This window comes from Nonomuraea sp. NPDC050478 (assembly GCF_044458265.1).
Classification (GTDB): domain Bacteria; phylum Actinomycetota; class Actinomycetes; order Streptosporangiales; family Streptosporangiaceae; genus Nonomuraea; species Nonomuraea ferruginea.
The window spans coordinates 63,825-88,794 of record NZ_JBITHT010000013.1; the positions used below are offsets into that span (position 1 = coordinate 63,825).

At 70.6% G+C, this 24,970-nt stretch carries 31 protein-coding genes and 1 pseudogene; 20 read left to right on the forward strand and 12 right to left on the reverse strand.

Annotated elements, in window-relative coordinates:
* Window positions 1–34: 34 nt before the first annotated feature.
* A complete protein-coding gene (locus tag ACIBF7_RS42820; protein ID WP_397199684.1) occupies window positions 35–337 on the reverse strand; it encodes a hypothetical protein in 303 nt (100 codons plus the stop codon).
* Window positions 338–595: 258 nt separating this feature from the next.
* Window positions 596–1,075 carry a GbsR/MarR family transcriptional regulator gene (locus tag ACIBF7_RS42825; protein ID WP_397199685.1) on the reverse strand — a complete coding sequence of 160 codons (480 nt, stop codon included), beginning with the start codon at window positions 1,073–1,075 and terminating at the stop codon, window positions 596–598.
* A gap of 107 nt (window positions 1,076–1,182) precedes the next feature.
* Here ACIBF7_RS42825 and ACIBF7_RS42830 point away from each other — a divergent pair, with 107 nt between their 5' ends.
* The gene (locus tag ACIBF7_RS42830) at window positions 1,183–2,013 is read left to right on the forward strand and encodes a class I SAM-dependent methyltransferase (RefSeq protein WP_397199686.1); all 831 of its coding nucleotides are present in this window, start codon (window positions 1,183–1,185) and stop codon (window positions 2,011–2,013) included.
* A 239-nt stretch (window positions 2,014–2,252) separates the two neighbouring features.
* Window positions 2,253–2,792, forward strand: a complete 540-nt coding sequence (locus ACIBF7_RS42835) for a DUF305 domain-containing protein (RefSeq protein ID WP_187281169.1) — start codon at window positions 2,253–2,255, stop codon at window positions 2,790–2,792.
* Between the two features lie 114 nt (window positions 2,793–2,906).
* Here the strand turns inward: ACIBF7_RS42835 and ACIBF7_RS42840 are convergent, their stop codons facing one another.
* Both ACIBF7_RS42840 and ACIBF7_RS42845 read right to left on the reverse strand, forming a co-directional pair.
* The gene (locus ACIBF7_RS42840; protein ID WP_397199687.1) at window positions 2,907–3,506 is read right to left on the reverse strand and encodes a hypothetical protein; all 600 of its coding nucleotides are present in this window, start codon (window positions 3,504–3,506) and stop codon (window positions 2,907–2,909) included.
* Window positions 3,507–3,664: 158 nt separating this feature from the next.
* Window positions 3,665–4,354, reverse strand: coding sequence for a TetR/AcrR family transcriptional regulator (locus tag ACIBF7_RS42845; RefSeq protein ID WP_397199688.1), 690 nt, complete (start codon window positions 4,352–4,354; stop codon window positions 3,665–3,667).
* Between the two features lie 216 nt (window positions 4,355–4,570).
* Between ACIBF7_RS42845 and ACIBF7_RS42850 the strand changes: the two genes are divergently transcribed.
* From ACIBF7_RS42850 to ACIBF7_RS42865, 4 genes are all read left to right on the forward strand, one after another.
* Window positions 4,571–5,032, forward strand: coding sequence for an SDR family NAD(P)-dependent oxidoreductase (locus tag ACIBF7_RS42850; protein WP_397199689.1), 462 nt, complete (start codon window positions 4,571–4,573; stop codon window positions 5,030–5,032).
* Window positions 5,033–5,139: 107 nt separating this feature from the next.
* The gene (locus tag ACIBF7_RS42855) at window positions 5,140–5,442 is read left to right on the forward strand and encodes an alpha/beta fold hydrolase (protein ID WP_397199690.1); all 303 of its coding nucleotides are present in this window, start codon (window positions 5,140–5,142) and stop codon (window positions 5,440–5,442) included.
* A 63-nt stretch (window positions 5,443–5,505) separates the two neighbouring features.
* Complete coding sequence (locus ACIBF7_RS42860) at window positions 5,506–6,090, forward strand: alpha/beta fold hydrolase (RefSeq protein ID WP_397199691.1); 585 nt, start codon at window positions 5,506–5,508, stop codon at window positions 6,088–6,090.
* Between the two features lie 165 nt (window positions 6,091–6,255).
* Window positions 6,256–6,768 carry a GNAT family N-acetyltransferase gene (locus ACIBF7_RS42865; RefSeq protein WP_148031723.1) on the forward strand — a complete coding sequence of 171 codons (513 nt, stop codon included), beginning with the start codon at window positions 6,256–6,258 and terminating at the stop codon, window positions 6,766–6,768.
* Between the two features lie 227 nt (window positions 6,769–6,995).
* Here ACIBF7_RS42865 and ACIBF7_RS42870 read toward each other — a convergent pair whose 3' ends face one another.
* Window positions 6,996–7,604 (reverse strand): TetR/AcrR family transcriptional regulator, encoded by a 609-nt coding sequence (locus ACIBF7_RS42870; protein ID WP_397199692.1) that lies wholly within the window; start codon window positions 7,602–7,604, stop codon window positions 6,996–6,998.
* Window positions 7,605–7,698: 94 nt separating this feature from the next.
* Between ACIBF7_RS42870 and ACIBF7_RS42875 the strand changes: the two genes are divergently transcribed.
* The gene (locus ACIBF7_RS42875) at window positions 7,699–8,448 is read left to right on the forward strand and encodes an SDR family oxidoreductase (protein WP_148031721.1); all 750 of its coding nucleotides are present in this window, start codon (window positions 7,699–7,701) and stop codon (window positions 8,446–8,448) included.
* A gap of 45 nt (window positions 8,449–8,493) precedes the next feature.
* Window positions 8,494–9,147 carry an NADPH-dependent F420 reductase gene (locus ACIBF7_RS42880; protein WP_397199693.1) on the forward strand — a complete coding sequence of 218 codons (654 nt, stop codon included), beginning with the start codon at window positions 8,494–8,496 and terminating at the stop codon, window positions 9,145–9,147.
* A 72-nt stretch (window positions 9,148–9,219) separates the two neighbouring features.
* On the opposite strand, the gene ACIBF7_RS42885 is transcribed toward ACIBF7_RS42880, so the two are convergent.
* Entirely contained in the window at window positions 9,220–10,299 is a 1,080-nt protein-coding gene (locus tag ACIBF7_RS42885; RefSeq protein WP_397199694.1) for a LuxR C-terminal-related transcriptional regulator, read from the reverse strand.
* A 186-nt stretch (window positions 10,300–10,485) separates the two neighbouring features.
* Between ACIBF7_RS42885 and ACIBF7_RS42890 the strand changes: the two genes are divergently transcribed.
* From ACIBF7_RS42890 to ACIBF7_RS42900, 3 genes are all read left to right on the forward strand, one after another.
* The gene (locus ACIBF7_RS42890) at window positions 10,486–11,928 is read left to right on the forward strand and encodes an FAD/NAD(P)-binding protein (RefSeq protein ID WP_397199695.1); all 1,443 of its coding nucleotides are present in this window, start codon (window positions 10,486–10,488) and stop codon (window positions 11,926–11,928) included.
* Window positions 11,929–12,032: 104 nt separating this feature from the next.
* Entirely contained in the window at window positions 12,033–12,587 is a 555-nt protein-coding gene (locus ACIBF7_RS42895; protein ID WP_261808570.1) for a TetR/AcrR family transcriptional regulator, read from the forward strand.
* Window position 12,588: 1 nt separating this feature from the next.
* Window positions 12,589–13,782, forward strand: a complete 1,194-nt coding sequence (locus ACIBF7_RS42900; protein ID WP_397199696.1) for an FAD-dependent oxidoreductase — start codon at window positions 12,589–12,591, stop codon at window positions 13,780–13,782.
* Between the two features lie 207 nt (window positions 13,783–13,989).
* On the opposite strand, the pseudogene ACIBF7_RS42905 reads toward ACIBF7_RS42900, so the two are convergent.
* Window positions 13,990–14,715 (reverse strand): annotated as a pseudogene (locus tag ACIBF7_RS42905) (cyclase family protein); the annotation flags it as partial.
* On the opposite strand from ACIBF7_RS42905, the gene ACIBF7_RS42910 reads away from it, so the two are divergent.
* Window positions 14,714–15,604 carry an aminoglycoside phosphotransferase family protein gene (locus ACIBF7_RS42910; protein WP_397199697.1) on the forward strand — a complete coding sequence of 297 codons (891 nt, stop codon included), beginning with the start codon at window positions 14,714–14,716 and terminating at the stop codon, window positions 15,602–15,604. The pseudogene ACIBF7_RS42905 and the gene ACIBF7_RS42910 overlap by 2 nt on opposite strands.
* 12 nt (window positions 15,605–15,616) lie before the next feature.
* Here the strand turns inward: ACIBF7_RS42910 and ACIBF7_RS42915 are convergent, their stop codons facing one another.
* Window positions 15,617–15,748 (reverse strand): hypothetical protein, encoded by a 132-nt coding sequence (locus ACIBF7_RS42915; protein WP_261808569.1) that lies wholly within the window; start codon window positions 15,746–15,748, stop codon window positions 15,617–15,619.
* A gap of 12 nt (window positions 15,749–15,760) precedes the next feature.
* Between ACIBF7_RS42915 and ACIBF7_RS42920 the strand changes: the two genes are divergently transcribed.
* From ACIBF7_RS42920 to ACIBF7_RS42930, 3 genes are read left to right on the forward strand one after another with little or no spacing between them, the layout of a single operon-like run.
* Entirely contained in the window at window positions 15,761–16,144 is a 384-nt protein-coding gene (locus tag ACIBF7_RS42920) for a hypothetical protein (protein WP_222708949.1), read from the forward strand.
* A 54-nt stretch (window positions 16,145–16,198) separates the two neighbouring features.
* Window positions 16,199–17,725, forward strand: a complete 1,527-nt coding sequence (locus ACIBF7_RS42925; RefSeq protein WP_397199698.1) for an MFS transporter — start codon at window positions 16,199–16,201, stop codon at window positions 17,723–17,725.
* Between the two features lie 42 nt (window positions 17,726–17,767).
* Window positions 17,768–18,334 (forward strand): TetR/AcrR family transcriptional regulator, encoded by a 567-nt coding sequence (locus ACIBF7_RS42930; protein ID WP_148031715.1) that lies wholly within the window; start codon window positions 17,768–17,770, stop codon window positions 18,332–18,334.
* A gap of 16 nt (window positions 18,335–18,350) precedes the next feature.
* On the opposite strand, the gene ACIBF7_RS42935 is transcribed toward ACIBF7_RS42930, so the two are convergent.
* Genes ACIBF7_RS42935 through ACIBF7_RS42945 form a run of 3 tightly spaced genes read right to left on the reverse strand, consistent with a single transcriptional unit; the run spans window position 18,351 to window position 19,510 of the window.
* Window positions 18,351–18,734, reverse strand: a complete 384-nt coding sequence (locus ACIBF7_RS42935) for a VOC family protein (protein ID WP_148031714.1) — start codon at window positions 18,732–18,734, stop codon at window positions 18,351–18,353.
* Window positions 18,721–19,089, reverse strand: coding sequence for a helix-turn-helix transcriptional regulator (locus tag ACIBF7_RS42940; protein ID WP_148031713.1), 369 nt, complete (start codon window positions 19,087–19,089; stop codon window positions 18,721–18,723). The genes ACIBF7_RS42935 and ACIBF7_RS42940 overlap by 14 nt, the downstream gene beginning before the upstream one ends.
* Window positions 19,076–19,510 carry an SRPBCC domain-containing protein gene (locus ACIBF7_RS42945; protein WP_397199699.1) on the reverse strand — a complete coding sequence of 145 codons (435 nt, stop codon included), beginning with the start codon at window positions 19,508–19,510 and terminating at the stop codon, window positions 19,076–19,078. Before ACIBF7_RS42945 ends, ACIBF7_RS42940 begins: the two co-directional genes overlap by 14 nt.
* Window positions 19,511–19,681: 171 nt before the next feature.
* Between ACIBF7_RS42945 and ACIBF7_RS42950 the strand changes: the two genes are divergently transcribed.
* Window positions 19,682–20,227 (forward strand): YciI family protein, encoded by a 546-nt coding sequence (locus ACIBF7_RS42950; RefSeq protein ID WP_397199700.1) that lies wholly within the window; start codon window positions 19,682–19,684, stop codon window positions 20,225–20,227.
* A gap of 19 nt (window positions 20,228–20,246) precedes the next feature.
* On the opposite strand, the gene ACIBF7_RS42955 is transcribed toward ACIBF7_RS42950, so the two are convergent.
* On the reverse strand, window positions 20,247–21,080 hold the full coding sequence (locus ACIBF7_RS42955) for a PaaX family transcriptional regulator C-terminal domain-containing protein (protein WP_397199701.1): 834 nt from the start codon (window positions 21,078–21,080) through the stop codon (window positions 20,247–20,249).
* 104 nt (window positions 21,081–21,184) lie between these two features.
* On the opposite strand from ACIBF7_RS42955, the gene ACIBF7_RS42960 reads away from it, so the two are divergent.
* The 4 genes from ACIBF7_RS42960 to ACIBF7_RS42975 all read left to right on the forward strand — a co-directional run bounded on the left by ACIBF7_RS42960 (window position 21,185) and on the right by ACIBF7_RS42975 (window position 24,959).
* Complete coding sequence (locus ACIBF7_RS42960) at window positions 21,185–22,111, forward strand: SDR family oxidoreductase (RefSeq protein WP_397199702.1); 927 nt, start codon at window positions 21,185–21,187, stop codon at window positions 22,109–22,111.
* A gap of 10 nt (window positions 22,112–22,121) precedes the next feature.
* Entirely contained in the window at window positions 22,122–23,006 is an 885-nt protein-coding gene (locus tag ACIBF7_RS42965; RefSeq protein WP_397199703.1) for an amidohydrolase family protein, read from the forward strand.
* Complete coding sequence (locus tag ACIBF7_RS42970) at window positions 23,003–23,461, forward strand: MaoC family dehydratase (protein WP_148031709.1); 459 nt, start codon at window positions 23,003–23,005, stop codon at window positions 23,459–23,461. Before ACIBF7_RS42965 ends, ACIBF7_RS42970 begins: the two co-directional genes overlap by 4 nt.
* A gap of 157 nt (window positions 23,462–23,618) precedes the next feature.
* On the forward strand, window positions 23,619–24,959 hold the full coding sequence (locus ACIBF7_RS42975) for an MFS transporter (RefSeq protein ID WP_148031708.1): 1,341 nt from the start codon (window positions 23,619–23,621) through the stop codon (window positions 24,957–24,959).
* The last annotated feature ends 11 nt before the right edge of the window (window positions 24,960–24,970 follow it).

Sequence of the window (24,970 nt, forward strand, 5' to 3'; positions counted from 1 at the left end):
CAGGCGTCCTGGCCCAGCCCGGGCGGCCTGAAGGTCAGCAGTTCCAGCTGTCGTGATAGACGCCGTAGACGTTCAGGTAGTAGCCGAGTTCTACCTTTTTCTGTGCCGGGACACAGAAATGCTGGTTGTGGGCGGAGATCCTGTAGGTGACCCAGATCTTTTCGCTCGTGTCCTTGCAGTTGCGGTAGTACTCCGTTCCGTTCTGGGTGAAGTGGCCGCACGGATCGTCCATGATGGCGGTCGCCCGCATGCCGGTCGGCTGCGCGGCGGCCGGCGCGGCGAGGGCGGCGAGACCGAGGGCGAGACCGCAGAAGGCCGTCTTCATCTGAGCACGCATGGTGATTCCTGTTCTCTGGAGGACCGAGGTCCCGGATGACCGTCGGTCGTGCTTGAGAACCAGCGAAGCCTTGTGGTGGAGGTGTCCAACAGGGCTGCGGACAGACGCGGACAGACACGTCCACTCGACGGCCAGGCGCGGACGCCGTGGCGCTGACCTGGACTGGAAGCCCTCATCCAGCCGCGAGCACGGCGAACCCCGCGCCGGCCGGGTCATGGGGCACTGAGGTTCGCCGCAGTGCGGGCTGTGCCGCCACGTTCAGTCGTCGGCGGGCTCGCCCGTCTGCCGCCGCCACTTGGCCATCGACCGCTCGATCTCCTCGCGCATGAACGCGAAGAACCGGCGGGTCTCGTCCAGCCGCTGCCCGGCCGTGGAGTCGAGGCCCAGGAGCGTGGCGCCCTGCTCGGCGCCGGTCTGCACCTGGACCAGCATCGGGACGGACTGGCTGATGAAGTGGCTCCAGGTGTGCTCGTGGACGCGGCAGAAGTCGTGCCGGCTGCCGGGCTCGCGCCCACGCTCGACCAGCCGCACCCGCACCAGGTACTTGACCGCCCCGGAGATCGCCGAGGCGCCGACACCCAGCTGCTCGGCCAGCTCGGCCGCCGACAGCCTGCCGGAGTCGGTGACCAGCAGCGCGGCGTACACGCGTGCGGCCATCCGCGGCATGCCGGACTCGACCAGGATCTGCGCGAACCGTTCCCGGAAGTCCGCGATGGCGCCCTCGCCTGCTCGCGTCACCGCGGCAGCTCCTTCCTCCGTCGTGACGTTACCGTCGTCGTGTCGTCATATTTTAGTACATTTCAGAAACTTCACGAATTTTGTGGAACAAGAGTAGCGTTGTCGTCGTGACGGACACCGGACTCCTCGGAGTGCAGAAGACCCTCACTCCTGTTCTCAAGGCCAAGGCACTGGACAACCTGCTGCCGGCCCCGATCCTCGGCGACGCCTACGCCGAGCGGGTGATGCGCCGCCTCGACCCCGGCTATGACCGGCGCGGATTCGGCAGGAGCCAGATGGGCCTGGCCGCCGTGGTCCGTTCCCTCGCCCACGACGACTGGGCCCGGAGCTTCCTCTCCGATCATCCCGACACGGTGGTCCTGCACCTGGGCTGCGGCCTCGACGCCCGGGTCCACCGGATCGACCCGCCCGCCACCGTCGACTGGTACGACGTGGACTACCCCGCCGTCATCGAGCTGCGGCGGCGATTCCTGCCGCCACGCGACCACTGCACGCTCGTCGGCGCCGACGTCACCGACCTGACCTGGCTGGACCGCGTCCCTCGCGGAAGGCCGGCGCTGATGATCGCCGAGGGGCTGGTGCCGTACCTGACCGAGAAGGACGTCCACCGGCTGCTGACGGGCGTCGTCGACGCCTTCCCCACAGGGCAGATCCAGATCGACACGGTGCCGGTCTGGGCCTGGCGCACCTCGAAGTGGGACCCGACGCTGCGCAAGTACGACGCTCGGTTCCACTGCGGCTTCGACGTCCCCGCCGAGCTGGCCGCGTGGCACCCACGACTGGAGTACGTCGACGAGGCGCCGATGTACGACGCGCCGATCCTGAGGGCCAAGGCCCCCGCGCGCATCCGCTGTCTGTACCGCGTGATGAACCTGGTGCCGGGCATGAAACGGTCCACCCGCATCGTCCGCTTCCGCTTCCGGGAGACGCCGGCCTGACCCCGGCCCTGAACACCGGCGGAGCGCCATGGTCAGGGCGGTGACGTTACAGTGGGTGGAGGTGTCGAATCGGCGTTGGGGGACGCATGAAGCGACGCGCTGTGAGGACCGCTGCCGCCGCCGGGGCACTCCTGGCCGCCGTCACCACGGGTTTCGGGACCGCCGCTGCGGCCGTACCGACAGCGCCCCCGAGTCCTTCTCCTGCGGATCCGCGGCCGACGTGCCCGGGTCTGGGGCCGATGTACCCCATCACCAGCGAATACGACTACCTGGCGCAGATGGTGCCCCACCACGAGGAGGCCGTCACCGCCGCGCGGCAACTGCAGCGGTCCGAGCGGCCCGACATGCGGCGGCTCGGGCAGTCGATCGTCACGACGCAGACTGCCGAGATCGGCAGGATGAGAGGGTGGCTGGAGCAGTGGTACCCGCGGAGTCCGGCGCCGAGCCCCAGCGTGACCACGATGCCCGACCTGTCGGGGCTTTCGGGAGATCAGCTCGACAGGACGTTCCTGCAGTACATGATCCCGCACCACATGATGGCGATCATGATGTCGCAGCAGGTGCTCATGCACGGTGAGGCGGAGCATGCCGAGGTCGCCGGCTTCGCCCGAACGGTACGCGACGACCAGTGGGCCGAGGTGCGCCTGATGCGGCGATACCTGGTCCAGTGGTTCGGACAGCAGGGCACGCCCTGCTTCCCGGAAGCGCCCGGCATGCCCGGCATGCCGCCAGGGCGGCATCCGGGAGCACCCGGCCAGCCGACGGCCGAGCCCTCATAGCTGCCCCGGATGAAGAACATCGGCGCGATCGAGCTGTACAGCCCCGAGGCCGCCCAGACCGCTTGGCGGGCAAGCTTCTCGAAGCGCCGGGAGGGGTGCTGTTCCGTTCCTGCGCTATTCCTCGGTTCGGAGGGTCGCTCGCGGTGGCTCCGTGAGCAGTGCGGCCGCCCAGAGAAATACCTTGGGATCGCCGAGGCCTGAGTCGGTGAGCCATTGAGCGGCCCGACGCGCGTCTTGCTCGTCCTGGATCAGCCCATTGAGGTCCGGCTGGATGCCGGTGGCTTGGTGAACGTCGGTGACGAGGTCCCCCATGCAGGTCCAGGTATGCCAGTTTCCGATGTCGAAGCCGACCAGTTCGAAACCCAGCCGCCGCTCGCCGGGGCCGGGGAACTGCTCATGCCGGATCAGTCGCTCCTGGAGGCTGCCGTCGCAGCCATCGTCGGCCATATCAGCCTGCAGCCCCCGAACATCGGCGGCAGCGAATCCGACTCCGAGCACGTGCAACCCCGAGTCTCCGGCCTGATTCCGAGCGATCTCAGCCTCCTGGGGACTGGCGAACCAGTGATCCCAACCACTGGAATCCACTGGCACCAAGTCCACCACGCAGTCGCTCAGCGACAGCAGACTAGGGCCAGGCAGGCCGGCCTCCTGCCAATCCTGCCGATCAGTGCGTGTAGCCACCCGATAGCCGGCAAGGACGTAATCCAGTTCCATGGCACTTCCCTCTCACTTGTCGCTGCATCACTCGGGGTGCGGCACACCAGTCGGCGTGTACGGCAGGCTGCAGTGCTGAGGCGCCCGACAAGCGATCTGGTTGATCGGCCCACGCCCAGGCCGCCAGGGTCGGGGGCCATGGCGGGCGCGGTCCTGGTTCAGGGGGCCGCGCCCGCCTTTGCCGCTTCTTCCTGGCGGGCCAGCACCCCGGAGATGGTCACCTTCACCGTCCGGCGCATCACGTCGGTGAAGTCGAGGCGCATGGCGGCCAGCTCCGGGTCGGAGGCGTAGGCGGCCAGCATGGCCTCCGAGGGCCGGTCGCAGGGCCAGGCCGCGGTGGCCATCAGCAGGCTGACCTCCACCACCCGGGCCGCGCCCTGATCGCCGAGTTCGGGCACATGCCGTAGCATCAGCCGGACCAGGGTCTGCATGGAGTGCTTGGCGGCGTGCTTGTGCCGGACGGCGACCTCGGTGGAGATATTGTGCTCCAGCACGGCGGTCTGGGCGCTGAGCAGGTCGCACAGTACCGGCCGCCGCGTCAGTGAGGTGGCCAGGATCTCGGCCAGCCGGTCGCCGCGCTGCCGGGGTGTGCCCTCACCGGGCCGGTGGGAGTGTTCCAGGCCGGCGAGCCAGTCCTGGATCTCGGTGTCCAGTAGGTCGAGCAGGACGGCCTCGCGGGAGTCGAAATAGCGCAGCACGTTGGACTTGGCCAGGCCGATGCGGCGACTCAGCTCGTTGAGGCTGAGCTTGGCGACCGGCATCTCGGTGAGCATCGCGGCCGCGGTCCGCAAGATCTGGCGTCGTCGTTCGGTCCGCTGCTCCTCGGTGCGGGCGCGCTTGAAGTTCACGTTCCCATAATACGTACCGTCGGTCTCTTATTAAGAGCCCATCGGTCTTTTACGGTTGGAGGGGTTGCGGACCAGCAGTCTTTTAGGGAGATCCGACATGTACCAAGTACCCGACCAGAGCGGCAAGCTCGCCGTGGTGACCGGCGCGAACAGCGGCACCGGCCAGGCTGCCGCGACCAAGCTCGCCGCCTCCGGCGCACGGGGGTGATCCTGGCGGTGCGCACCGTCGCCAAGGGCGAGCAGGCGCGGGCGGAGATCCTCAGGGCCCATCCGGCGGCGCAGGTGGAGGTACGGCGGATCGACCTGGCCGACCTGGCCTCGGTCCAGGAGTTCGCCGACGCGCTCATCGCCGGCGGGCGGCCGCTCGACATGCTGCTCAACAACGCCGGGGTGATGTTCCCGCCGGTGCGGCACGAGACCGCCGACGGGTTCGAGCTGCAGCTGGGCGGCAACTTCCTCGGCCCGTTCGCGCTGACCGTGCGGCTGCTGCCGCTGCCGCTGCAGGCGCCCGCCGCGCGTGTGGTGACCATGAGCAGCGGCATGGCCGCCCGCGGCACGATCGACTTCGACGGCCTGAACTGGCAGCGCGGTTATGACCCGGCCGGTGCGTACGGCCGGTCGAAGCTGGCGGACCTGCTGCTGAGCCGGCCGACGAAGAGGGCCCGGCGAGCGAGGTGACCGTCTCGGCGTCGGCGAGTTGCCGACACGGCAACGAATCTTGGGCCGCCGGAAGCCGCCGACCTATGGTCGACGCGATCACGAGGTCGCAGGTCGGGGAGGGCGCGATGACGGTCCAGCACAGGATCCTGGAAGCGGGCGCGGTACGCATCCACACGGTGGAGCAGGGCAGCGGGCCGCTGGTGCTGCTGGTGCACGGGTTCCCCGAGTCCTGGTATTCGTGGCGGCGGCAGATGCCCGTCCTGGCACAGGCGGGCTACCGGGCCGTCGCACTTGACGTGCGGGGATACGGACGCTCGTCCAAGCCGCGGGACCCGGCCGCCTACCGGATGCTCGACCTGGTCCAGGACAACGTCGCCGTCGTGCGGGCGCTCGGCGAGACCTCGGCGGCGATCATCGGCCACGACTAGGGGGCGACGATCGCCGCGCACTCCGCGCTGGTCGCGCCCGAGGTGTTCCACGCGGTCGGCATCTTGAGCGTGCCCTACACGCCGCCGGGCGGACCCCGGCCGAGCGAGGTGTTCGCGCAGATGGGCGGGGAGGAGGAGTTCTACGTGTCCTACTTCCAGGAGCCCGGACGGGCCGAATCCGAGATCGAGCCCGACGTGCGCGGCTGGCTCGCCGGCTTCTACCGCGCTCTGTCCGGCGACACCATGGCCGGACCCGACCCGCACTTCGTCACCCGCGACGGCGGCACCCTGCGCGAGCGGTTCCCCGCCGGGGCCCTGCCGTCCTGGCTGACGGAGGAGGAGCTCGGCTTCTACGCCGCGGAGTTCGAGCGGACCGGCCTGACCGGAGCGCTCAACCGCTACCGCAACATGGACCGCGACTGGGAAGACCTGGCCCCCTACGCCGGGGCCCCGATCAAGCAGCCGTCCCTGTTCATCGGCGGCAGGCGCGACGCCTCCACCATGTGGCTGTCCGACGCCGTCGACGCCTACCCCCACACCCTCCCCGGCCTGACCGGCAGCCACCTTCTGGACTGCGGTCACTGGATCCAGCAGGAACGCCCCGACGACGTCAACCGACTCCTCCTGGAATTCCTCGGCAGCCTCTGACACCGTGCCCATTCGGCCTGGTGCCGGCCACGTCCGCCGCGCCGCACCCACCAACGGGGCCGCTGCGCTGTCGTCACCGAATGCGCGAGGCGGTCGCCGCTACCCTGCAAGAGATCACCATGCGCCGCCGGCCACCCGCGAAAGGACGAGGAGACGCACCCGACCATGACCCCTTCCTGGACCACCCGTCCCGAGAGCGCCGGCGACGTCGCCGCCATCCGCGACGTCAACCTTGCCGCCTTCCCCACTCCGCACGAGGCCGACCTCGTCGAGGCGCTGCGGGCCGATGCGCAGGCGTGGCTGCCCGGCCTGTCCTGGCTGGCCGAGGCGCCCGGCGGCGATCTCATCGGATACGCCCTGCTCACCCGCTGTCACGTCGGCGACTCACCCGCACTCGCCCTGGGCCCGTGCGCCGTCAAGCCCGGACACCAGCGGCGGGGCGCCGGTTCCGCCGCGATCCGCGCCGCCCTGCGCGCCGCCCGCGAGCAGGGCGAGAACCTGGTGGTCGTGCTCGGTCACGCCGAGTACTACCCGCGCTTCGGCTTCACCCCGGCCTCCGGGTACGGCATCCGCCCGCCCTTCGACGTCGAGGACAAGTACATGATGGCGCTCGCCCTCGCCCCTGAACGACCGGTCCCCAGCGGCGTCATCCGCTACCCGGCGGCGTTCGGCGTCTGACCTGCTTCGGCCCCGCCGGCAGCGGGCGGGCGCGGATCACCAGATCCGTGCCTTACTTGAGCGTGACCCGGCCGTCGCGGTCCCCCTCGGCAACCTCGCGGCCGTGGGGCGCGGACGACCAGGTGATCAGGCCGGCCGTCCGCGCGGATCCCTGCGGCGGGTCTCTTCGACGAGTTCCGAGGGGACGGAAGCCCCAGGGCCGCGTGGACGAGGGATGAGCGCGGTTCTCAGGGGAGCGGCCAGTTGCGCAGGGCGGCGTCGGCCAACTCCTGGAGTTCGTCGCGGCCGACGCCGCTCGCGGCCTGCACCGTGATGCCGAAGGCCAAGGTGGTGACGTAGCGGGCCAGTAGCCCCGGGTCGGCATCCGGAGGCAGGTCGCCGTCGTCGACGGCTCGCTGGAATCGCTCTCGTACGCGGGAGCAGCCGTCGTTGCGCCAGGCGGCGAGAAGGTCGCGGACGCCACGCCCGGAGTCGCTGGCGGCCAGGGCGCCCTGGACGCCCAGGCACCCGTGGGGGTGGGCCGGGCGGGTGGTGGTCCGTACGGTGCCGGCCAGGATCGCGGTGGCGACGCCGAGGGCGGTCGGCTCCTCCAGGGCCCGGGCCAGGTATGCGCTGGGGCCTTCGGTGTAGCGCTCCAGGGCCTTGCGGAACAGCTCCTCCTTGTTGCCGAACGCCGCGTACATGCTGGTGGTGGAGATGCCCATCGCATCGGTCAGGCCGGCCAGGCTGGCTCCCTCGTAGCCGTGCTCCCAGAAGACCAGCATGGCGCGCTCGAGAGCTTCGTCGGGGTCGAATCCTCGCGGCCGGCCGATGGGGCCGCTCTGTTTGGTCCGCACGTCCGCAGCCTACCTCTTTCGCATCGATCGATACAGAAGTGCTACCGTACGACTTCCGCATCGATCGATACAGAAATCTGAGGAGGTTGTCCCCATGGGGCTACTCGAAGGCAAGACCGCTCTCGTCACCGGCGGCAGCACCGGAATCGGCCTGGCCAGTGCCGTACGACTGGCGGCCGAGGGCGCGCACGTGTTCATCACCGGCCGGCGCAGGACCGAACTCGACGCGGCCGTCGGAGCGATCGGTTCAGCGGCCACCGCGGTGATCGGCGACATCTCGAACCTGGCCGACCTGGACAGGCTCTACGAGACGATCCGCAGCAGGGGACAGGGCCTGGACGTACTGTTCGCGAACGCCTCGGTCGCCGAGTTCGTGCCGCTTGAGCAGATCTCCGAGGAGCACTTCGACACCCTCTTCGGCATCAACGTCCGGGGCACGCTGTTCACCGTGCAGAAGGCGCTGCCCCTGCTCAACGACGGTGCCTCGGTGATCCTGAACGGCTCCACCAACGCGGACGCCGGCGATGGGGCGTTCGGCGTGTACGCGGCGACGAAGGCCGCCACCCGATCGTTCGCGCGGACCTGGGCCAACGAACTCAAGGGACGCGGCATCCGGGTCAACACCATCACGCCCGGCCCGACCGACACCCCCGGTCTGTCAGGGCTCGCTCCCGACCAGGAGCAGGCCGCCGGCTTCAGGCGGCAACTGGCCGCGCACGTGCCGCTGGGCCGGCTCGGACGCCCGGAGGAGATCGCCGCCGCCGTGGCCTTCCTCGCCTCCGGGCAGAGCAGCTTCATCACCGGTTCGAGCCTGTACGTCGACGGCGGCCTGAACCAGATCTGAGTGCGAAACCCCCGGCAGTCTTACTAGAGGTTGAGGTCAAAGACCATGACAGTAATCGGCATCATCGGCGCGGGCGAGGTCGGCAGCCAGATCGCGCGTGCGGCGATCGCGAACGGCTACGACGTCGTCATCGCCAACTCACGAGGACCCGAGACCTTGCGGGACCTCATCGACGAGCTCGGCCCGTCGGCGCGTGCCGCGACCGCCGCCGGTGCCGCCGCCGCCGGTGACTTCGCGGTCGTGGCGGTCCCTCTCAAGGTGGTCAACGACATGCGCGAGGAGGAACTGGCAGGCAAGATCGTGCTCGACACGAACAACTACATGGTCTGGCGCGACGGCCATATCCCGGTGGTCGACTCGGGTGAGAAGACCGTTCACGAGCTGCGCCAGGAGCACCTTCCGCGATCCAAGGTCGTCAAGGCCTTCACCCACATCCAGGCCCCCCGCATCACCACCGCGGGCACGGCGGCGGGCACTCCCGGCCGTCTGGCGCTGTCGGCCTCGAGCGACTTTCCCGAAGCCGTGGAACTCGTGACGCGACTGTACGACCAGTTCGGGTTCGACACCGTGGACAACAGCCCGCTCAGCGAGTCGTGGCGCAGTGGTCCCGGTCAACCCGCGTGGGCCGCGCACGAGCACCAGACCCGTGCCGAACTGATCGCCAACCTCGCCAGGGCGCGACGGATCGTCTTGAGGTGAGTCTGCCCCTGGCGGCGACGCTGCGGCGTGCGAACCCGGGCAGGGTGCGCGACCGGCCACTGATGGTGGCGCCTACGGCCGGTAGGGTCCGGCGAACAGGTGCGCGACGAGCTCACCGCGGCTGGAGATCCCCGCCTTGCCGAAGACGGCCTTGAGGTGACCGCGAACGGTGTGGGGAGAGATGAACAGGGCCGTGGCGATCTCGGCGGTGGACAGGCCCCGTGCCACGAACTGGGCGACCTCGAACTCCCGGGGCGTCAGCCCGTACGCCTGGGCGACGATGACCGCCAGGTCGCCGGGGGACGCGGGCTCGATCACGAGCGCCGTAGGACCCGGCCGTCCGCCGGGACCGCTCAGGCATGAGGCGCGGCAGGTCAGCCACTGCCTGTCGAGAGTCCGGATGCGAATCCTGGCGTTGCCCCGATCGTGGCCCTGGGCTATGGCCCGCGCCTGCAGAGTCGTGCCGATCAGCCAGATGGGCAGCCTCAGCCCGAGCGCCGTGGGCATGGACGGCCCGTCCGGCATCAGCGCGAGATAGCGCCGCGCCTCCTCGTTGATCGACGTGGCCTCGCCGTGCTCGTCGAACAGCAGCAGGCCGGGTGCGCGGGCGCCGGGGTCGCCGTCCGGGCCGGACGGATGGGCGAACCTGCGCAGCCGGTCGGCGAGCGGTCCGGACAGGTCGGCCAGCAACGCGATCTCGCGCACGCCGAAAGACGGGCCTCCCCGCATGCGGAACAGGCTGACCACGCCCCACGGCCGGTCGCCGATCCTCAGCACGGCCCGCAGCTCGTCGTCCACGCCCTGGTCGCCGAGCAGACGGCGGAAGCGGGCGCTGCGCGCGGGCAGGTCGCGGGTGGCCGCGCGCAGACCGGCCACGGGGACGGCCGCGCGGGCGAGGTCACGGAACGGCAGGACGTTCTCCTCCAGGAGCTCGCTCTGCCAGTAGGCGGCGCATCCTTCGCCGGCGCCGAGGTTCTCCACCACCATGGGCGCGGTGACCAGGCCCGTTTCCGGATCGGTGGCCGTCCACACCGCGGCGTCGAACGGCAGGTGGCGCCGCAGCCTGGCCGAGGCGCGCCTGAAGAGCTCGCGCGCGTCGGGAGCCCGCTCGGCGGCCGACAGGATCTCGGCGTGGCGGGGCGCATGCGTCATCGAGCTTCCTTCAAGGGCTGCGGGCGGGGGCCGGACGAGGGTCAGCCTGTCTGTTCTCCCTGCCTTCCGCCAACCCCTCATTTGAGGGGGTCATTCCTCGCCGATCCCCCGCAAGCGGGTAATGGAGCGCGGTCACGGCGCGTACGAGCCTCGGAGGGACCTTTCGGGCTAACAAGGGAGAACGTTGTGCGTATCGCGATCATCGGAGGCGGCGCCGCCGCGGTCGGCTTGGTGGACGCGCTGGCCGTGGGTGAGGCCGGATCGGCGGCGGGGGAGGTCACGGTGTTCGAGCCGTCCCCGCACCTGTGGCGGGGACGCCCGTACGGGCCTGATCTCGACAGTGTGCTGGTCAACGTCCCGCCCGTCATCATGTCGATCCGACATCTGGACGCCGGGCACTACGCCTCCTGGCTGGGGCCGGAGCGGGCCGCCACCCACCTGGACGAGCTGCTGGGACAGCCGCTGGTGCCGCGCGCGCTCTACGGCTCGTACCTGGCCGACACCGCCGAGGCCGCTCTGGCCGCGCTGCGTGGGCGAGGGTGGCGGACGCGCGTCGCCGCCGCCCGGGTCGTCGCGGCGGCCCGCTCCGGTGGCGGCGCCGGGCTGAGGGTGCGCACCGAGGACGGGCACGAGCATCCGGCCGACCAGGTGGTGTTGTGCGTGGGCGGGGGGACGCCGCAGGACCACTACGGCCTGGGTGGCGCCGCTGGGTTCGTGGCCGATCCGTATCCGCTGGCGTACACGCTCGGCCAGGTCCCGGCCGAGGCCGACGTCGCGGTGATCGGCAGCGGGCTGAGCGCCGTGGACGTGGTGGTGTCGCTCACCGCGCGCGGCCACGCCGGGCGGATCGCGCTGGTGTCGCGGAGCGGCATGCTGCCCCACGTCTGGCAACGTCCTCTCGGCCATCGGCCCGTGCACGTGACCGTCGAGCGGGTGGAGGCGCTGTGCCGTGAGCACGGCGGCGTCACCCTGGATGATCTCACCGGGCTGCTCCGCGCCGAACTGGCCACGGCGGGGGAGGACTTCGCGCAGTTCGCGGCCGAGGTGCTGGCGGCGGGGTCGGAGGAGCCCGTACGGCGGCTGCGGCGGCAACTGGCCGCCGTCGGCGACCCGCGGATCGGGCGGCGGGTGCTGCAGGAGACCGCCCACACCGTCGGCCCGTACGCCTGGCGGCTGCTGCCCGAGCCCGACCGCGAACGGCTGCGCGGGCACTACCGCCTGGCCACCGGTCTGGCTTCGCCCATGGTGCCGGTGAACGCCGCCGCGCTGCTGCGGCTGTTCGAGGCCGGGCAGCTCACCATGGTGGCAGGCGTACGCAAGATCGAGGCGGCGGAGGGAGGGTTCCGGGTCCGGGGCGACGGCGGCGACCTGAACGCCGACGTCGTCGTCAACGCCGTGAACCCGCCGCCCCAGGCGGTGCCCCGCGCCGCCGAGCCGCTGGTCACGTCCCTGCTCACCGACGGGCTGGCCGTGCTGCACCCGTCGGGCGGGCTGGTCCCCGCCGATCCGCGCCTGCACGTGGTGGGCGACCTGGCCGGCGGCGGTTCGTTCATCACCTCGGGCATCCCCGGGGTCGCCGCGGCGGCCGCCCGTTCCGCCCGCGGACTGCTGGCCACGCTTACGGGCTGATCAGTCGCGGGCGGCCCCGCCCGAGATGGTGACCTCGTTCAGCACCGTGCAACCTGGACCATGTGCGTGCTATGTTGAATAAACATTTACTCAACGAGGTGAGTATGTCCAGGACGCGAAGTGCGCAGGCGGCATGGCGCCGGGAGCAACTGCTGGACGCGGCCTTGCGCGTGTTCGCCGACAAGGGCGTGGACGGGGCCACGGTCAAGGACGTGGCTCAGGCCGCCGAGGTGACCCCCGGCCTGCTGTATCGCTACTTCGAAAGCAAGGAGGCGATGGTGGAGACGCTCCTGTCGGAGCGGGGCTTCCTTCCCCGCCTGCGGGAGCTACGGACACAGCACCACGACACCCGGCCGGCTGCCGTGGTGCTGACCGAGTTGCTGGAGGCGTTCGACCGGCTGTTGGCCGACAACGCCGAACTGATGGCCGTGTTCTTCAGCGCCGCCCAGGCCCGCGTGCCGCTGGCGACCCTGGCGGGTGAGGGCCGGCGACTCATCGGCGACTTCCTGCTCGAACGCATCGATGCCGGCGAGCTGCGCCCGCACGACACGGTCACGGCCGCGAGGACCCTGTTCGCCACTGTCGCCGTCAACCGGCGGCTGGGCACCCCGATTGACATCGCAGCCCTGGTCGGGCTGCTGTTTCCGGAAGAAGGATGAGATGCGCGCACAGTGCTGTGTCGTCGGGGGCGGCCCCGCGGGCATGATGGCCGGGCTGCTCCTGGCCCGTCAGGGCGTGGAGGTGATCGTGCTGGAGAAACACGCGGACTTCCTGCGCGACTTCCGCGGCGACACCGTCCACCCCTCCACCCTGCAACTGATCGCCGAACTGGGCTGGATCGAAGAGTTCCTGGATCTTCCGCACACCAAGATGCCGCAGGTGACGGTCAACATGGGCGGCCGGGACGTCACCTTCGCCGACTTCAGCCGGTTGAACGTGCGTTGCCCCTACATCGCGTTCATGCCGCAATGGGACGTGCTGGACTTCCTGGCCGGCAAGGCCGCGGCCTACCCCTCCTTCCGCCTCCTGCGTCGCGCCCAGGTCACGCAACTGCTCACCGATCAGGGACGGGTGACCGGCGTCCTGGCCGACACCGCCGACGGCCCCGTGGAGGTGCAGGCCGACCTGGTGATCGGCGCCGACGGCCGCCACTCCACCGTACGGGCCCGCGCCGGCCTCGCCCCGGTGAGCACCTCGCCCCCCATGGACGTGCTGTGGTTCCGCCTGCCCCGCCGCCCGCAGGACCAGGTGCCCTTCTTCCAGGGCGGCAAGGGGGCACTGATCTCCATCGACCGCGGGGACTTCTGGCAGATCGCCTACACCATCCCGGCGGCCGCTTTCGAGGAGCTCAAGACCGCCGGGCTGCCGGCGTTCCGGGACCGGGTGGCGCACCTGGCGCCCACGCTGCGCGACCGCGTGGAGGAGATCCACGACTGGGAGGCGGTGCACCATCTGAGCGTCCGGGTGGACCGGCTGCCACGCTGGCACCGGTCAGGACTGCTGTGCATCGGTGACGCCGCCCACGCCATGTCGCCCGCGGGCGGCGTGGGCATCAACCTGGCCGTGCAGGACGCAGTGGCCACCGCCAACCTGTTGGGCCCGCTTCTCGCCAGAGGCGGCACACCACAAGACGCCGACCTGGGCCGGGTGCAGTCACGCAGAGACCGCGCCGCGAGGATCACCCAGGCCTTCCAGCTCGGCATCCTGCGCGACCTCTATCCCAAGGACCTGGGCGACGACACGACCCGGCACGTGCCCCCGATCTTCACAGCGTTCCGTACGCTGCCGCCGCTGCGCCACCTCCTGGGTCGTTTCATCGGCATGGGCGTCCGTCCAGAGCACATCGCCGCATGACCGACCATCCTCTTCCGGCGCCGTGCGGGACACCACCGCCCGGCAGGGGTGGAAGTCCCACTGGCCGAGCTCGGCAGCCGTCGTCGCGCACGCCTCCAGGTCGCAGTTGTCGAGCATCCACAGACCCATCGCGACGAGGCTCACGGCGTGGACCGGCATCAGCACACCTTCGTACCCTGATGGCAGAACGTCCTGCGGGGTGTCGGCGCCGATCAGCGCGACCTCCCGTTCATGCAGCCACGGCAGGCAGGACGCGTGCCACCCGGCCTGCGAGAAACCGCTGACCGCACCGGTCTCGTGCCGGACGCGGCCGTAACCGGTCCGCAGGAGCACCGCATCGCCGGATCGCACCCGCACACCCTGGCGACACTCGGCCTCCTCCAGATCGTCGGGGAACACCCCCTGCCCCGGTTCCAGCCACGGCACATCCCGCGCGCTCGCGACGTCCAGCAGGACACCGCGCGTGACGATCCCGTTCGCCGCCGCCGTGACGGCCGCCCACGCCGAGCCCGTCGCGGCGTCGGCGCACGGGCAGGTCGTCGTCGACCGCTCCATGTCCTCCGGTACGGCGACCTCCCATGCGCATGACACGCTCCTGCCGTGGCGCACGGCCCGCGCCGCCGCCAGCCGGACGTCGTCGGTGATGTGGTTCAGCGTGCCGAGCTCGTCGTCGCCCCACCGTCCCCAGTTCGACAGCGTGTCGAAGTATCCGAGCACGTCGTCCTGCGTGGGCACCGGTCGCCCTGCCGTCATCCCGGCATCGACTCCTCCGGTCACGCGGTCGAGGCACCGAAGGCAAGGTATCGAGCCCTCTCCTTCGACATGCCAAGGTCCGCTTAGCCGGCGTGCTACCTGGGTCGGCCGCAGTGCTCCGGCCTTCAGGCCGGGGTGGAGAGCCGCTCCGCCCCACGCCTCAGTACCGTGACTTCGCATGACCGAGATCGAGATCACCGCAGACCTGGTACGCGACCTGCTGCAGGAGCAACATCCGGACCTTGCGGGGCTGGCGGTCCGCGAGGTGGCGGGCGGCTGGGGCAACCAGATGTGGCGCCTCGGGGACGAGCTGGCCGTGCGCATGCAGCGCATGGACCCCACCCCGGAGCTCCAGCTCAAGGAGCGGCGGTGGCTCCCTGTGCTGGCTCCGCGCCTGCCGCTTCCGGTGCCGACCCCGGTGCGGTCCGGCGAACCGTCCGAGCGCTTCCCCAAGCACTGGACCGTGATGACGTGGGTTCCCGGCGAGCCGCTGGACCACGGCTCGATCAGCCGCGGCGCCCACGCGGCCGACACGCTGGCGGGCTTCCTCAGGGCGCTGCACGTGGAGGCGCCCGCCGAGGCCCCGGCCAATTCGGACCTCGGCGCCCACCCCAAGGGGTGCACGGGCGGCTTCGAGCAGTTCTTGCAGGCTGTCGACGCCGTCGGCGATGTCCGCGCCGTCCGGGCCGTCTGGGACGACGCCGTCGCGGCTCCCGAGTGGGAGGGCCCGCCGGTGTGGGTGCACGGCGACCTCCATCCCGCGAATGTCGTCGTCACGGACGGGACGATCTCGGGCGTCATCGATTTCGGTGCCTTGTTCGCCGGCGATCCCGCGTGGGACCTCGCCGCCGCGTGGGTGCTGCTCCCCACGGGCACGGCCGCACGGTTCTTCGACACGTACGGGCATGCGGACGAGGCGATGATCCGGCGCGCCCGCGGGCTGGCCGCCATGAAGAGCCTCTTCCTGATGCTCATGGGCCAGAACGGAGACCGGGGCCTTCCCGGCGGCAAGCCGAACTGGGGACCTGCGGGCCGGGCCGCACTTGATCGCGTTCTGAAGGGCTCTTAATCGTCCCGGTTCTCAATTCTGATCACCAAGGGAACCGGCGGCGATGCCGTCGACGGTCAGGTCCGTCAGCGCCGCGATGGCCGCGGCGGCGGTGGCACGCCCCCGGTTCAGCTCCGCGGCGATCGCCTCGGCCGCGCCCAGCACGCCGTCGCGGAGGTGGAGGTCACCGGCGTCGACGGCGCCGTGCTGCCCGGCCGGATCGTCCCCATCCTCGACGTGCCGAGCCTGGCCCTCGCGACGGGCGCGCCCAACGTCCGCTTTGCGTTCGCGATCAGCGAATCGGCGGGCAGGCGGCGCGGCGGGCCCCCGTCCGCGGAGGTCAGGATCGACCTCGAAGGCGTGGACCGCGCGGGCGCGCCGCTCAGGACGAGCCGCTACCTCTTCCACCCGGAGGGGCAGCGCCCGCTGACGGCGCTCGGTGTCGCCCTCGGCGTCGAGCGACTGCTCGGCCTGCGCGGCGCCCCCGTGCCGCCCGGCCTCCACACCCCCGAGGCGCTGATCGGCCCCGGCTACGCGTCACGCCCGATCCTATTATCTTGAACGATCGTACTAATTGTACTAACGTTCAAACATGATGAGAGCGAAAGGGACGTGATGACGCGCCAACAGTTCACGCGGGCAGGGGCGCGCCAGTGGGCGGGCCTGGGCCTGCTGGCCATGCCGACGGTGCTGCTGGGACTGGACGTGACCGTCCTGTACCTGGTGGCGCCGAGCATGGCGGCCGACCTGTCCCTGTCGGCCACCCAGCTGCTGTGGATCATGGACGCGTACGGGTTCCTCGTCGCCGGGTTCCTCGTGACCATGGGCACGCTGGGCGACCGGATCGGGCGTCGCAGGTTGCTGGAGATCGGGATGGTCGCCTTCGCGGCGGCCTCGGTGTTCGCCGCGTTCGCCCCCACGGCCGAGCTGTTGATCCTCGCGCGAGCCCTGCTGGGGGTGGCCGGGGCGACGCTCATGCCCTCCACGCTGTCGCTGATCTCGAACATGTTCCCCGACGCGCGTCAGCGCGCGGTCGCCATCGGGGTCTGGGCCACGATGTTCGCGCTCGGGATGGCCGCCGGGCCGATCGTGGGCGGAGCCCTGGTGGACTCCTTCTGGTGGGGTGCGCCGTTCCTGACGGCGGTACCCATCGCCCTCGTGGTCCTGGCCGGGGCCCGCGCCCTGCTTCCGGAGTACGCGGCCCCGTCCACCGGCCGGCTGGACCTGATCAGCGTGGGCCTGTCCCTGGCGGCGATCCTCCCGGTCGTCTACGCCGTCAAGCGCATCGCCTCCGACGGCCCCGGCGGCGCCACCCTCGTCTACGCCATGGCGGGCGTTCTGGCCGGGATCGTGTTCGTACGCCGTCAACGTCGCCTCCTCGACCCGCTGCTGGACGTGACGCTGTTCGGCAACCGGGCCTTCACCGTGGCCTTGAGTGTGCTGCTCATCGGCCTGGTCGGAGTCGGTGGCTCGATGTACCTGGTCACGCAGTACCTCCAGCTCGTCCAAGGGCTCACGCCCTTCGACGCGGGGCTCTGGATGGGACCACCGGCGCTGGCGATGTTCGCCGCCGCCATCGGCGCTCCTCTGGTCGCCCGGCGTTTCCGCCCCGGCTCGGTCATGGGCGCCGCACTCGGGGCGTCCCTCGCCGGCTACGCGCTGCTCGCCGGCGCGGGGCTCGACGACGAGGTCCCCGTGGCTGTCGGCTTCACGTTCGTCTATCTCGGGCTGGGCGCCCTCGCCGCCCTGGGCACCGACATAGTGGTGGGCGCGGTGCCGGCGGCGCGATCCGGGTCGGCGGCGTCGATCTCCGAGACGGTCCAGGAGCTCGGCATCGCCGTCGGCGTCGCCCTGCTCGGCAGTCTCACCACCGCCGTCTACCGCACTCGGGTGACGGTGCCCGGAGATCTGACGTCCGAGACCTCCGGCGCCCTCACCGACAGCCTGAACGCGACCCTGGCGATCAGCGAAAGCCTTCCGCCCGGGACCGTCGAGGCGGCCCAGCAGGCCTTCACCAGCGGACTCAACGTCGCTTCCCTGGTCGCGGGGGTCGCCATCGCCGTTGCCGCGGTGCTGTGCGTCGGGATGCTGCGGCACGTGCCCACACTCGGGGAGGCGCGGAGCCGCGACACCGACGTTTGAACGATGGTCCGACTATCCTTTTGGGTCGGACCGAGGAGCGGCATGGGCGACACCACCGACGACAGCGAGCACATCGACGGCCGCCGCGCGCGTGGCGAGAGACGACGCGCGGAGATCATCGAGGCCACCCTCGCCGTGGTCACGCGCGACGGCGCGGCAGGCGTCACCCATCGCACGGTCGCCAAGCAGGCCGGCACCACGACGTCCCTGAGCACCTACTATTTCGCGACCCTCGACGACCTGCTCGTCGCCGCCCTCACGAGTGTCGCCGACGCCTACACCGCCCGCATCCGCGACATCATCGACAGCCCCGGCGACAAGCTCACCGGCCTTGCCCACCTCATCGCCGAGTCCGGCGGTCCCGGACGTGAACGCGCCCTGGCCGAACGCGAGCTGGCGACCCTGGCCGCCCGCCGCCCCGCGCTACGACCCGTGGCACGACGCTGGCGGGAGAACATCGCCGAACTCGCCACCACGCTGACCGACGACCCTGCGGCGATCGCCGCCCTCGTCGCGGCCTCCGACGGACTGTGCACCGCGATCCTCCTCGACAACGCCCCCGCCGACCCTGATCACATCCAGGCCGTCCTGCGACGAGCCGTCCGGTGACCGTACGGCCGCGGGATCAGCGGGACTCCGCGAGCAGGTGCACGACACCGGCCGGGTTCTTGATCCAGTGGGTTCTGGAGTCGAGGCCCTCCAGGGGCTCGACCTCGTCACACGGGTGGATGCCACTGCCGGCCAGTCTGGCCGCTGCCGCGTCCAGGTCATCGGTGTGCAGCTGCAGCCACAGGTCGGGCCGGCTGTAGTTGTCCACGCAGTCGAGCCACAGCGTATTGGGTCCGAACCGTACCGAATGAGTTCTCGAGACGGTCGGAGCGTACGAGACATCATCCTCTTTGACCTCGAAGCCCAGGGTGTCGCGGTAGAAGGCCACGGTGGCTTCGTACTGGGCCTTGGGGATCTTCATGGCGATGTTCAGGCCGGCGGTGAATTCAGGCTTGTTCATTGTCGCTCGACTCCTTCGTGTCGGTGGCGTCCAGTGCGAGCTCCAGCGCGGTCAGCCGGTCGTCCCACCGGTTGGCGAGCATGGCCAGCCACACCTGCGCCGTGCGAATGGGGGCTGATTCCAGCCGGTAGGGATGGCGACGGCCGGCCGGTTCTCCTGGGCTGATCAGGCCCGCTTCGGCGAGCTGGCCGAGGTGCTTGGCGATCGCCTGGCGGCTGATCGGCAGCCGTCGCGCCAGGTCCGTGACGGTGGCGGGCCCGGCGCGGGCGAGTTCCTCCAGCAGTGCGCGCCGCGTCGGATCGGTGAGCGCCGCGAACACCGCGACGGCCTGCCGTTCCGCATCAGGCGGCCGCATCGAGGTAGGTCTCCAGGTCGGCGAGCTCGGTGTCCCATCCCTGACTGTTGGCCTGGTGGGCGGAGCGGGCCACGTCGGCGGCGGCCTGGGTGAACCCGCTCTCCATCAGGCGCAGCCGGGTGCCGTCCGGTATCGGTTCCAGGGTGAAGTCCACAAGCGTCCGGGGTGCGTCGGCCTCCGGCAGGCCCTCGATCGCCCACCTGAACGCGAAACGGCGTGGTGGGTCGACCACCACGATGGTGGCGACGGATTCGTCGCCGAGGTCGTCCCAGCGGAAGAACGCGCGCCCACCGGGCCGCAGATCTATCTCCGCCACCGAGCCGAACCACCGCGAGAGCCCTTCCGCGGTGGTCAGCGCGGCCCACACCCGCTCGACGGGGTGCCGCAGCACCAGCACCCGTTCGATCGCGTCCGAACCCATGTCACCTCTCTTTCGCAACCTGTAGGTTGCCATCAAAAGCAACCTACAGGTTGCGATCGTCACCCACAAGCCGCCATCGAGCGCCGTCAGGGCCGGCTCGGCCACGGAGGCCTGGACGGTCCGCGAAATCGGCACCGGGTCCTGCCGCAACCCGTGATAAACAGGCTCGACATGGAATTCTTCTGTTACCACCGTGACCGGCCCGGCTCCGCGGCGCTGCGCGAGAAGCTCACCGAGGAGCACTGGTCCTACATGGACCGCTACGACGCGCGGCTGATCGCCCGCGGCCCCACCCTCGACGGCGACACGGCCACCGGCAGCGTGCACATCGTCGACCTGCCGGACCCCGCCGCCGCGCGGGCGTTCGCCTTCGACGAGCCCAACTACCAGGCCGGCGTGTACCGTGACGTGCTGTTGCGCCGCTGGCGCAACGTCCTGGGCCGCACCATGTGGGACTTTCCCGGTGGCCGCGAAGGCGGCAGCCGCTATCTCGTTCTCGGCCTCGGCACGGGCCAGGCCGCCGACCTCCTTCCACCGCCCGACCGGCAGGACGACCTGATCGCCTACGGGTCACTGCTGTCCGACGACGGCGCCACCTGGCTGGGCACGGCGGCCTTGATCCGGGCGGGGGATCGGGACACGGCCCGCACCGTCCTGACCCCGGACCGCTATGCCGACATCGAGGTCCACCACTGGGAGTTCGGCGGACGACGATGATCGACGGCGGTGCCGGCCGTCACACGGGAAGCTCGTCCAGGATGGCGGCGGCCTGCTCGGCAGCGCGTCTTTCGTACTCCCGCGCGAGCACCTGGAAGAGCTGCTCGGCCCGGATGGCCGGCCAGTCCGGGGGCAGGTGCTCGGCCGGCAGGTGGGGATCCTGGCGGACGAGTTGCAGCCAGTCGGTGTGCAGCAGCAACTGGCGGGCGAGGTCGTCCGGCGCGCCGGGGAGCGGCCGGGGGACGTCCCACTGGGCGAGAAACGCCCGGTAGCGTCCGGCGATCCGCTCGATGTCGAAGGCCTTCCTGACGAGGTCGGCGGCCTCGGTCGGCTTGAAGGCGCGGGCGGTCAGCACGGTGACGTGGTCGCCCAGCTCCAGCGAGGCGATGATGTCCGTGACGTCCTTCTCGCCCGGCGCTATCCACAGCCCGTTCTGCAGCAGGCCGAAGCCGTTCCAGATCAGCTGAGAACGCAGGTCGTTCCGGGTGCTGCGCCGGCTGTCCGGCAGCGAGAACCCGACGACCGTCCAGGTGCCGTCCCAGTCGCGGTTCACCGCGCCGGTCTCCCACACCCGTCTGCGCCCATCCTTCAGCACCTCCGCGGCGTGCGGGGCGAGCCCGAAATACACCTTTCGTCCCCGTCGGTGCCTGATCAGCAGGTTGCGCTTGACCATGCGCGCGAGCGTCGACCGTACGGCCTCCTCGGAGACGTTGAGGCGGGCGAACACGTCTATGACGCTGCCGGAGTAGACGGCCACGCCGCGGTCCAGCACGTAGATGCCGAGAAAGCTGAACATCAGGGACTGCGGGCGCCGGAACTGCGCTGTCAGGTCGTCTTCGCCACCGAAGGTCACAGCCAAAGGGTAGACGGTTCTCAACGTCAGGCAAATCTTTGACGGCAGTCACATAAGTGCCATAGATTCGGCGATGTCAGGCTTCCCGGCGAAAGGTGAGGTGCATGGATCTGTCGGGCAAGGTGGCCGTCGTCACGGGCGCGGGTCGTGGCCTCGGGCGGGCCTACGCCGAGGCGCTGGCGGCGGCCGGGGCGGCGGTCATCGTGAACGACCTGGACGGCGACTCGGCGGCCGGAGTCGCCGGCGGGATCATCGCGGCGGGGGGCAGGGCCGCGGCCGTCGTCGCCCCGGTCGGCTCCGCCGAGGCCGCCGAGCGGCTGGTCGCCGCGGCCGTCAAGGAGTTCGGCCGGCTGGACGTGATGGTCACCAACGCGGGCATTCTGCGGGACCGGGTCCTGTGGAAGATGTCCGACGAGGACTTCGACGCGGTGATCGACGTGCACCTGCGGGGCACGTTCACCTGCGCCCGGGCGGCGGCGGTGCGGATGCGCGAGCAGGGGACGGGCGGACGGCTGATCCTCGTCTCGTCGCCCGCCGGTCAGCGCGGGAACTTCGGCCAGACCAACTACGCCGCCGCCAAGGCGGGCGTCGTCGCCATGGCCCGGACCTGGGCGATGGAGCTGGCCAGGGCGAACATCACGGTGAACGCGATCGTCCCGGTCGCGGCGACGGAGATGACCAAGACGATCCCGGCCTTCGCCCCGGTCATCGAGGAGTCGGAGCGGACCGGGCGGCCGTTCCCGGAATGGCTGCGCAGGGGCGAGGGCCTGGGCACGGCCGGGGACGTCGCCCCGCTCGTCGTCTTCCTCGCGTCCGACGCCTCCGCGGAGGTGACGGGCCAGGCCATCGGCATCGGCGGCGACCGGCTGGCGCTCTGGTCCCACCCCGGCGAGAAGGCGGTGGCCTACGCCGACGGCGGCTGGACGGCCGACGCGATCGCCGCCTCATGGCGGACGGGCGTCGGCGCCGATCCCGAGACGTACGGCGTGCCCGCGCCCAAGGTCCCCGAACAGAAGACGGCGGAGAGCTGAGATGCCGCGGATGAACGTCGGCGAACTGGTCGCGATCGACGTGCACACGCACGCCGAGGTCTCCGCCGGCGGGCACGTCTCGCTGAGCGCGGAGCTGTTCGGCGCCTCGGAGAAGTACTTCAAGGAGCACCCCAGGCCGACCATCCCCGAGATGGCCGCCTACTACCGAGAGCGCAAGATGGCCGCGGTGGTGTTCACGGTCGACGCGGAGCACGCCACCGGCCACCCTCGCATCTCGAACGAGGAGGTCGCCGAAAGCTGTGCCGAGCATGCCGACGTGCTGATCCCGTTCGCCAGTGTCGATCCGTGGAAGGGCCGGGCGGGCGTCCGCGAGGCGCGCCGGCTCGTCGAGGAGCACGGCGTGCGCGGCTTCAAGTTTCACCCCAGCATCCAGGGCTTCGCGCCCGACGACCGCATGGCCTATCCCCTCTACGAGGTGATCCAGGAGTCCGGCGCGATCGCCCTGTTCCACACGGGCCAGACGGGTATCGGCGCGGGCGTCCGGGGCGGGGGCGGGATCCGGTTGAAGTACTCCAACCCCATGCTGGTGGACGACGTCGCCGTGGACTTCCCCGACCTGAAGATCGTGCTGGCCCATCCGTCGTTCCCCTGGCAGGACGAGGCGCTGGCCGTCGCCACGCACAAGCCCCAGGTCTACATCGACCTGTCCGGGTGGTCGCCCAAGTACTTCCCGCCGCAGCTCGTCCGGTACGCGAACACGCTGCTGAAGGACAAGGTGCTCTTCGGATCCGACTATCCGGTGATCACCCCGGACCGCTGGCTCGCCGACTTCGGCAAGCTCGAGATCAAGCCGGAGGTCCGCTCCCGCATCCTCAAGGACAATGCCGCGCGCCTGCTCGGGCTGGGTGCGCAGGAAGGGACGACACGGTCATGACCACGACGGTGCACGGACTCGGCGAGATCAAGGCGCTCGCCGGGGCGGACCTCGGCCACAGCGAATGGCTGGAGATCACCCAAGAGCGGGTGAACACCTTCGCCGACGCCACCGACGACCACCAGTGGATCCACGTCGATCCCGAGCGGGCGAAGGAGGGGCCGTTCGGCGGTCCGATCGCCCACGGCTATCTGACCCTGTCCCTGGTCATCCCGCTTTTCACCGAGTTGCTCGACATCCGGGGCGTGACGATGAGCGTCAACTACGGACTGGAGAAGGCCCGCTTCCCCAGTCCCGTCAAGGTCGGCGCCAAGATCCGCCTCGCCGCCGCCGTGGCGTCGGTGGACGACGTCCCCGGTGACGGCGTCCAGATGCTCCTCGACTTCACCGTAGAGATCGACGGCTCCGCCAAGCCCGCCTGCGTCGCGCGCGTGATCTACCGTCACTACGCCTGACCAGGCGAAACGTACGGCCCGCGCCCGGCGCGGCGAGCGCGGCGCACCCCACCCCCCGCCCATATTGGGCAAAGTATTGACGTCCGTTACGGATCTGCCTAACCTCCGGGACAAGCAAGCGAGAGTCTTAGCTCGCTCCCGGACGAGGAGCTCGGTCATGCCGAACCTGCCAGTCACATCCCCCAACCGGATCCAACTCCGACGCGCGGTCGCCTCAAGCTTCCTGGGCAGCGTCATCGAGTACTACGACTTCCTGCTGTACGCCACCGCCTCGGCCGTGGTCTTCAGCAAGGTCTTCTTCTCCTCTCTCGACCCGCTCACGGCGACGGTCGCCAGCTTCGGCACCTTCGCCACGGGCTACCTCGCCAGGCCGCTCGGCGGAGCGATCTTCGGCCATTTCGGCGACCGGCTGGGCCGCAAGCGCATGCTGGTGCTGAGCATGACTCTGATGGGCGTCGCCAGCTTCCTCATCGGCCTGCTCCCCACCTACGCGCAGATCGGCGTCCTCGCGCCCATCGCGCTCGTCGTACTCCGGATCCTGCAGGGCGTCGCGGTCGGCGGTGAATGGGGCGGAGCCGTGCTGATGTCCGCCGAGCACGCGACCAGCCGTCGCGGACTGTGGGCGAGCTTCACCAACGCCGGAGCCCCCTTCGGCATGGTGCTGTCCACCGCGGCGCTCGGCGGCACGGCCGCCGTCCTGGGCGAGGAGGAGTTCCTCAGCTGGGGCTGGCGGGTGCCGTTCCTGATCAGCGTCGTCCTGCTGGCGGTCGGCCTGTTCGTCCGGCTGCGGGTCGAGGAGACCCCGGTGTTCAAGGCCGCCGCGGACCATGGCTCCCGAGCGCCGCTGCTGGACGTGCTCCGCCATCACCCGAGGACTCTCCTGCTCGGTGTGGGCGTCGGTCTGTCCGCCTTCGTGGCCCAGGGCACGCTGACCACCTATCTCATCGCCTACGGCGTGCGGGCCGGCTTCCCCCGGCCGGACGTGCTGAACGGGCTCACGCTCTCCTCGGCGCTGGCCGTCCTGAGCATCATCGGGTGGTCGGCGCTGTCGGACAGGGTGGGACGCCGCCCGGTCGTGCTGGCCGGCGCACTGCTCATGGCCGTGTTCGGCTTCGTCCTCTTCCCGATGGTGGACGCCGGCAGCGTCGCCGTCCTCACCGTCGCGCTCGTGCTGGGCCAGGCGGTCATCCACCCGATGATGTACGGCCCGCTCGCGGCGCTGTACACCGAAGTCTTCGCCACCAGGAGCCGCTACACCGGAGCCTCGATGGGCTACCAGCTCGCCGGGCTCGGCGCCGGCCTGGCACCGCTGCTGTTCGCCCAGCTCGACGCGTCCACCGGCGGGGGAGGGACGATGATGATCTCGGTGATCATCGCCGCCTCCTGCCTGCTGACGGTGGTCTGCCTCCTGGCCCTGGGCGAGACCAGCCGCCGCGACCTGACCGCCGTCGCCCCGGCGGCGCGCGCGACCGACCCGGCCGAACCGTCCTCCACCTGACAGGAGTCGCC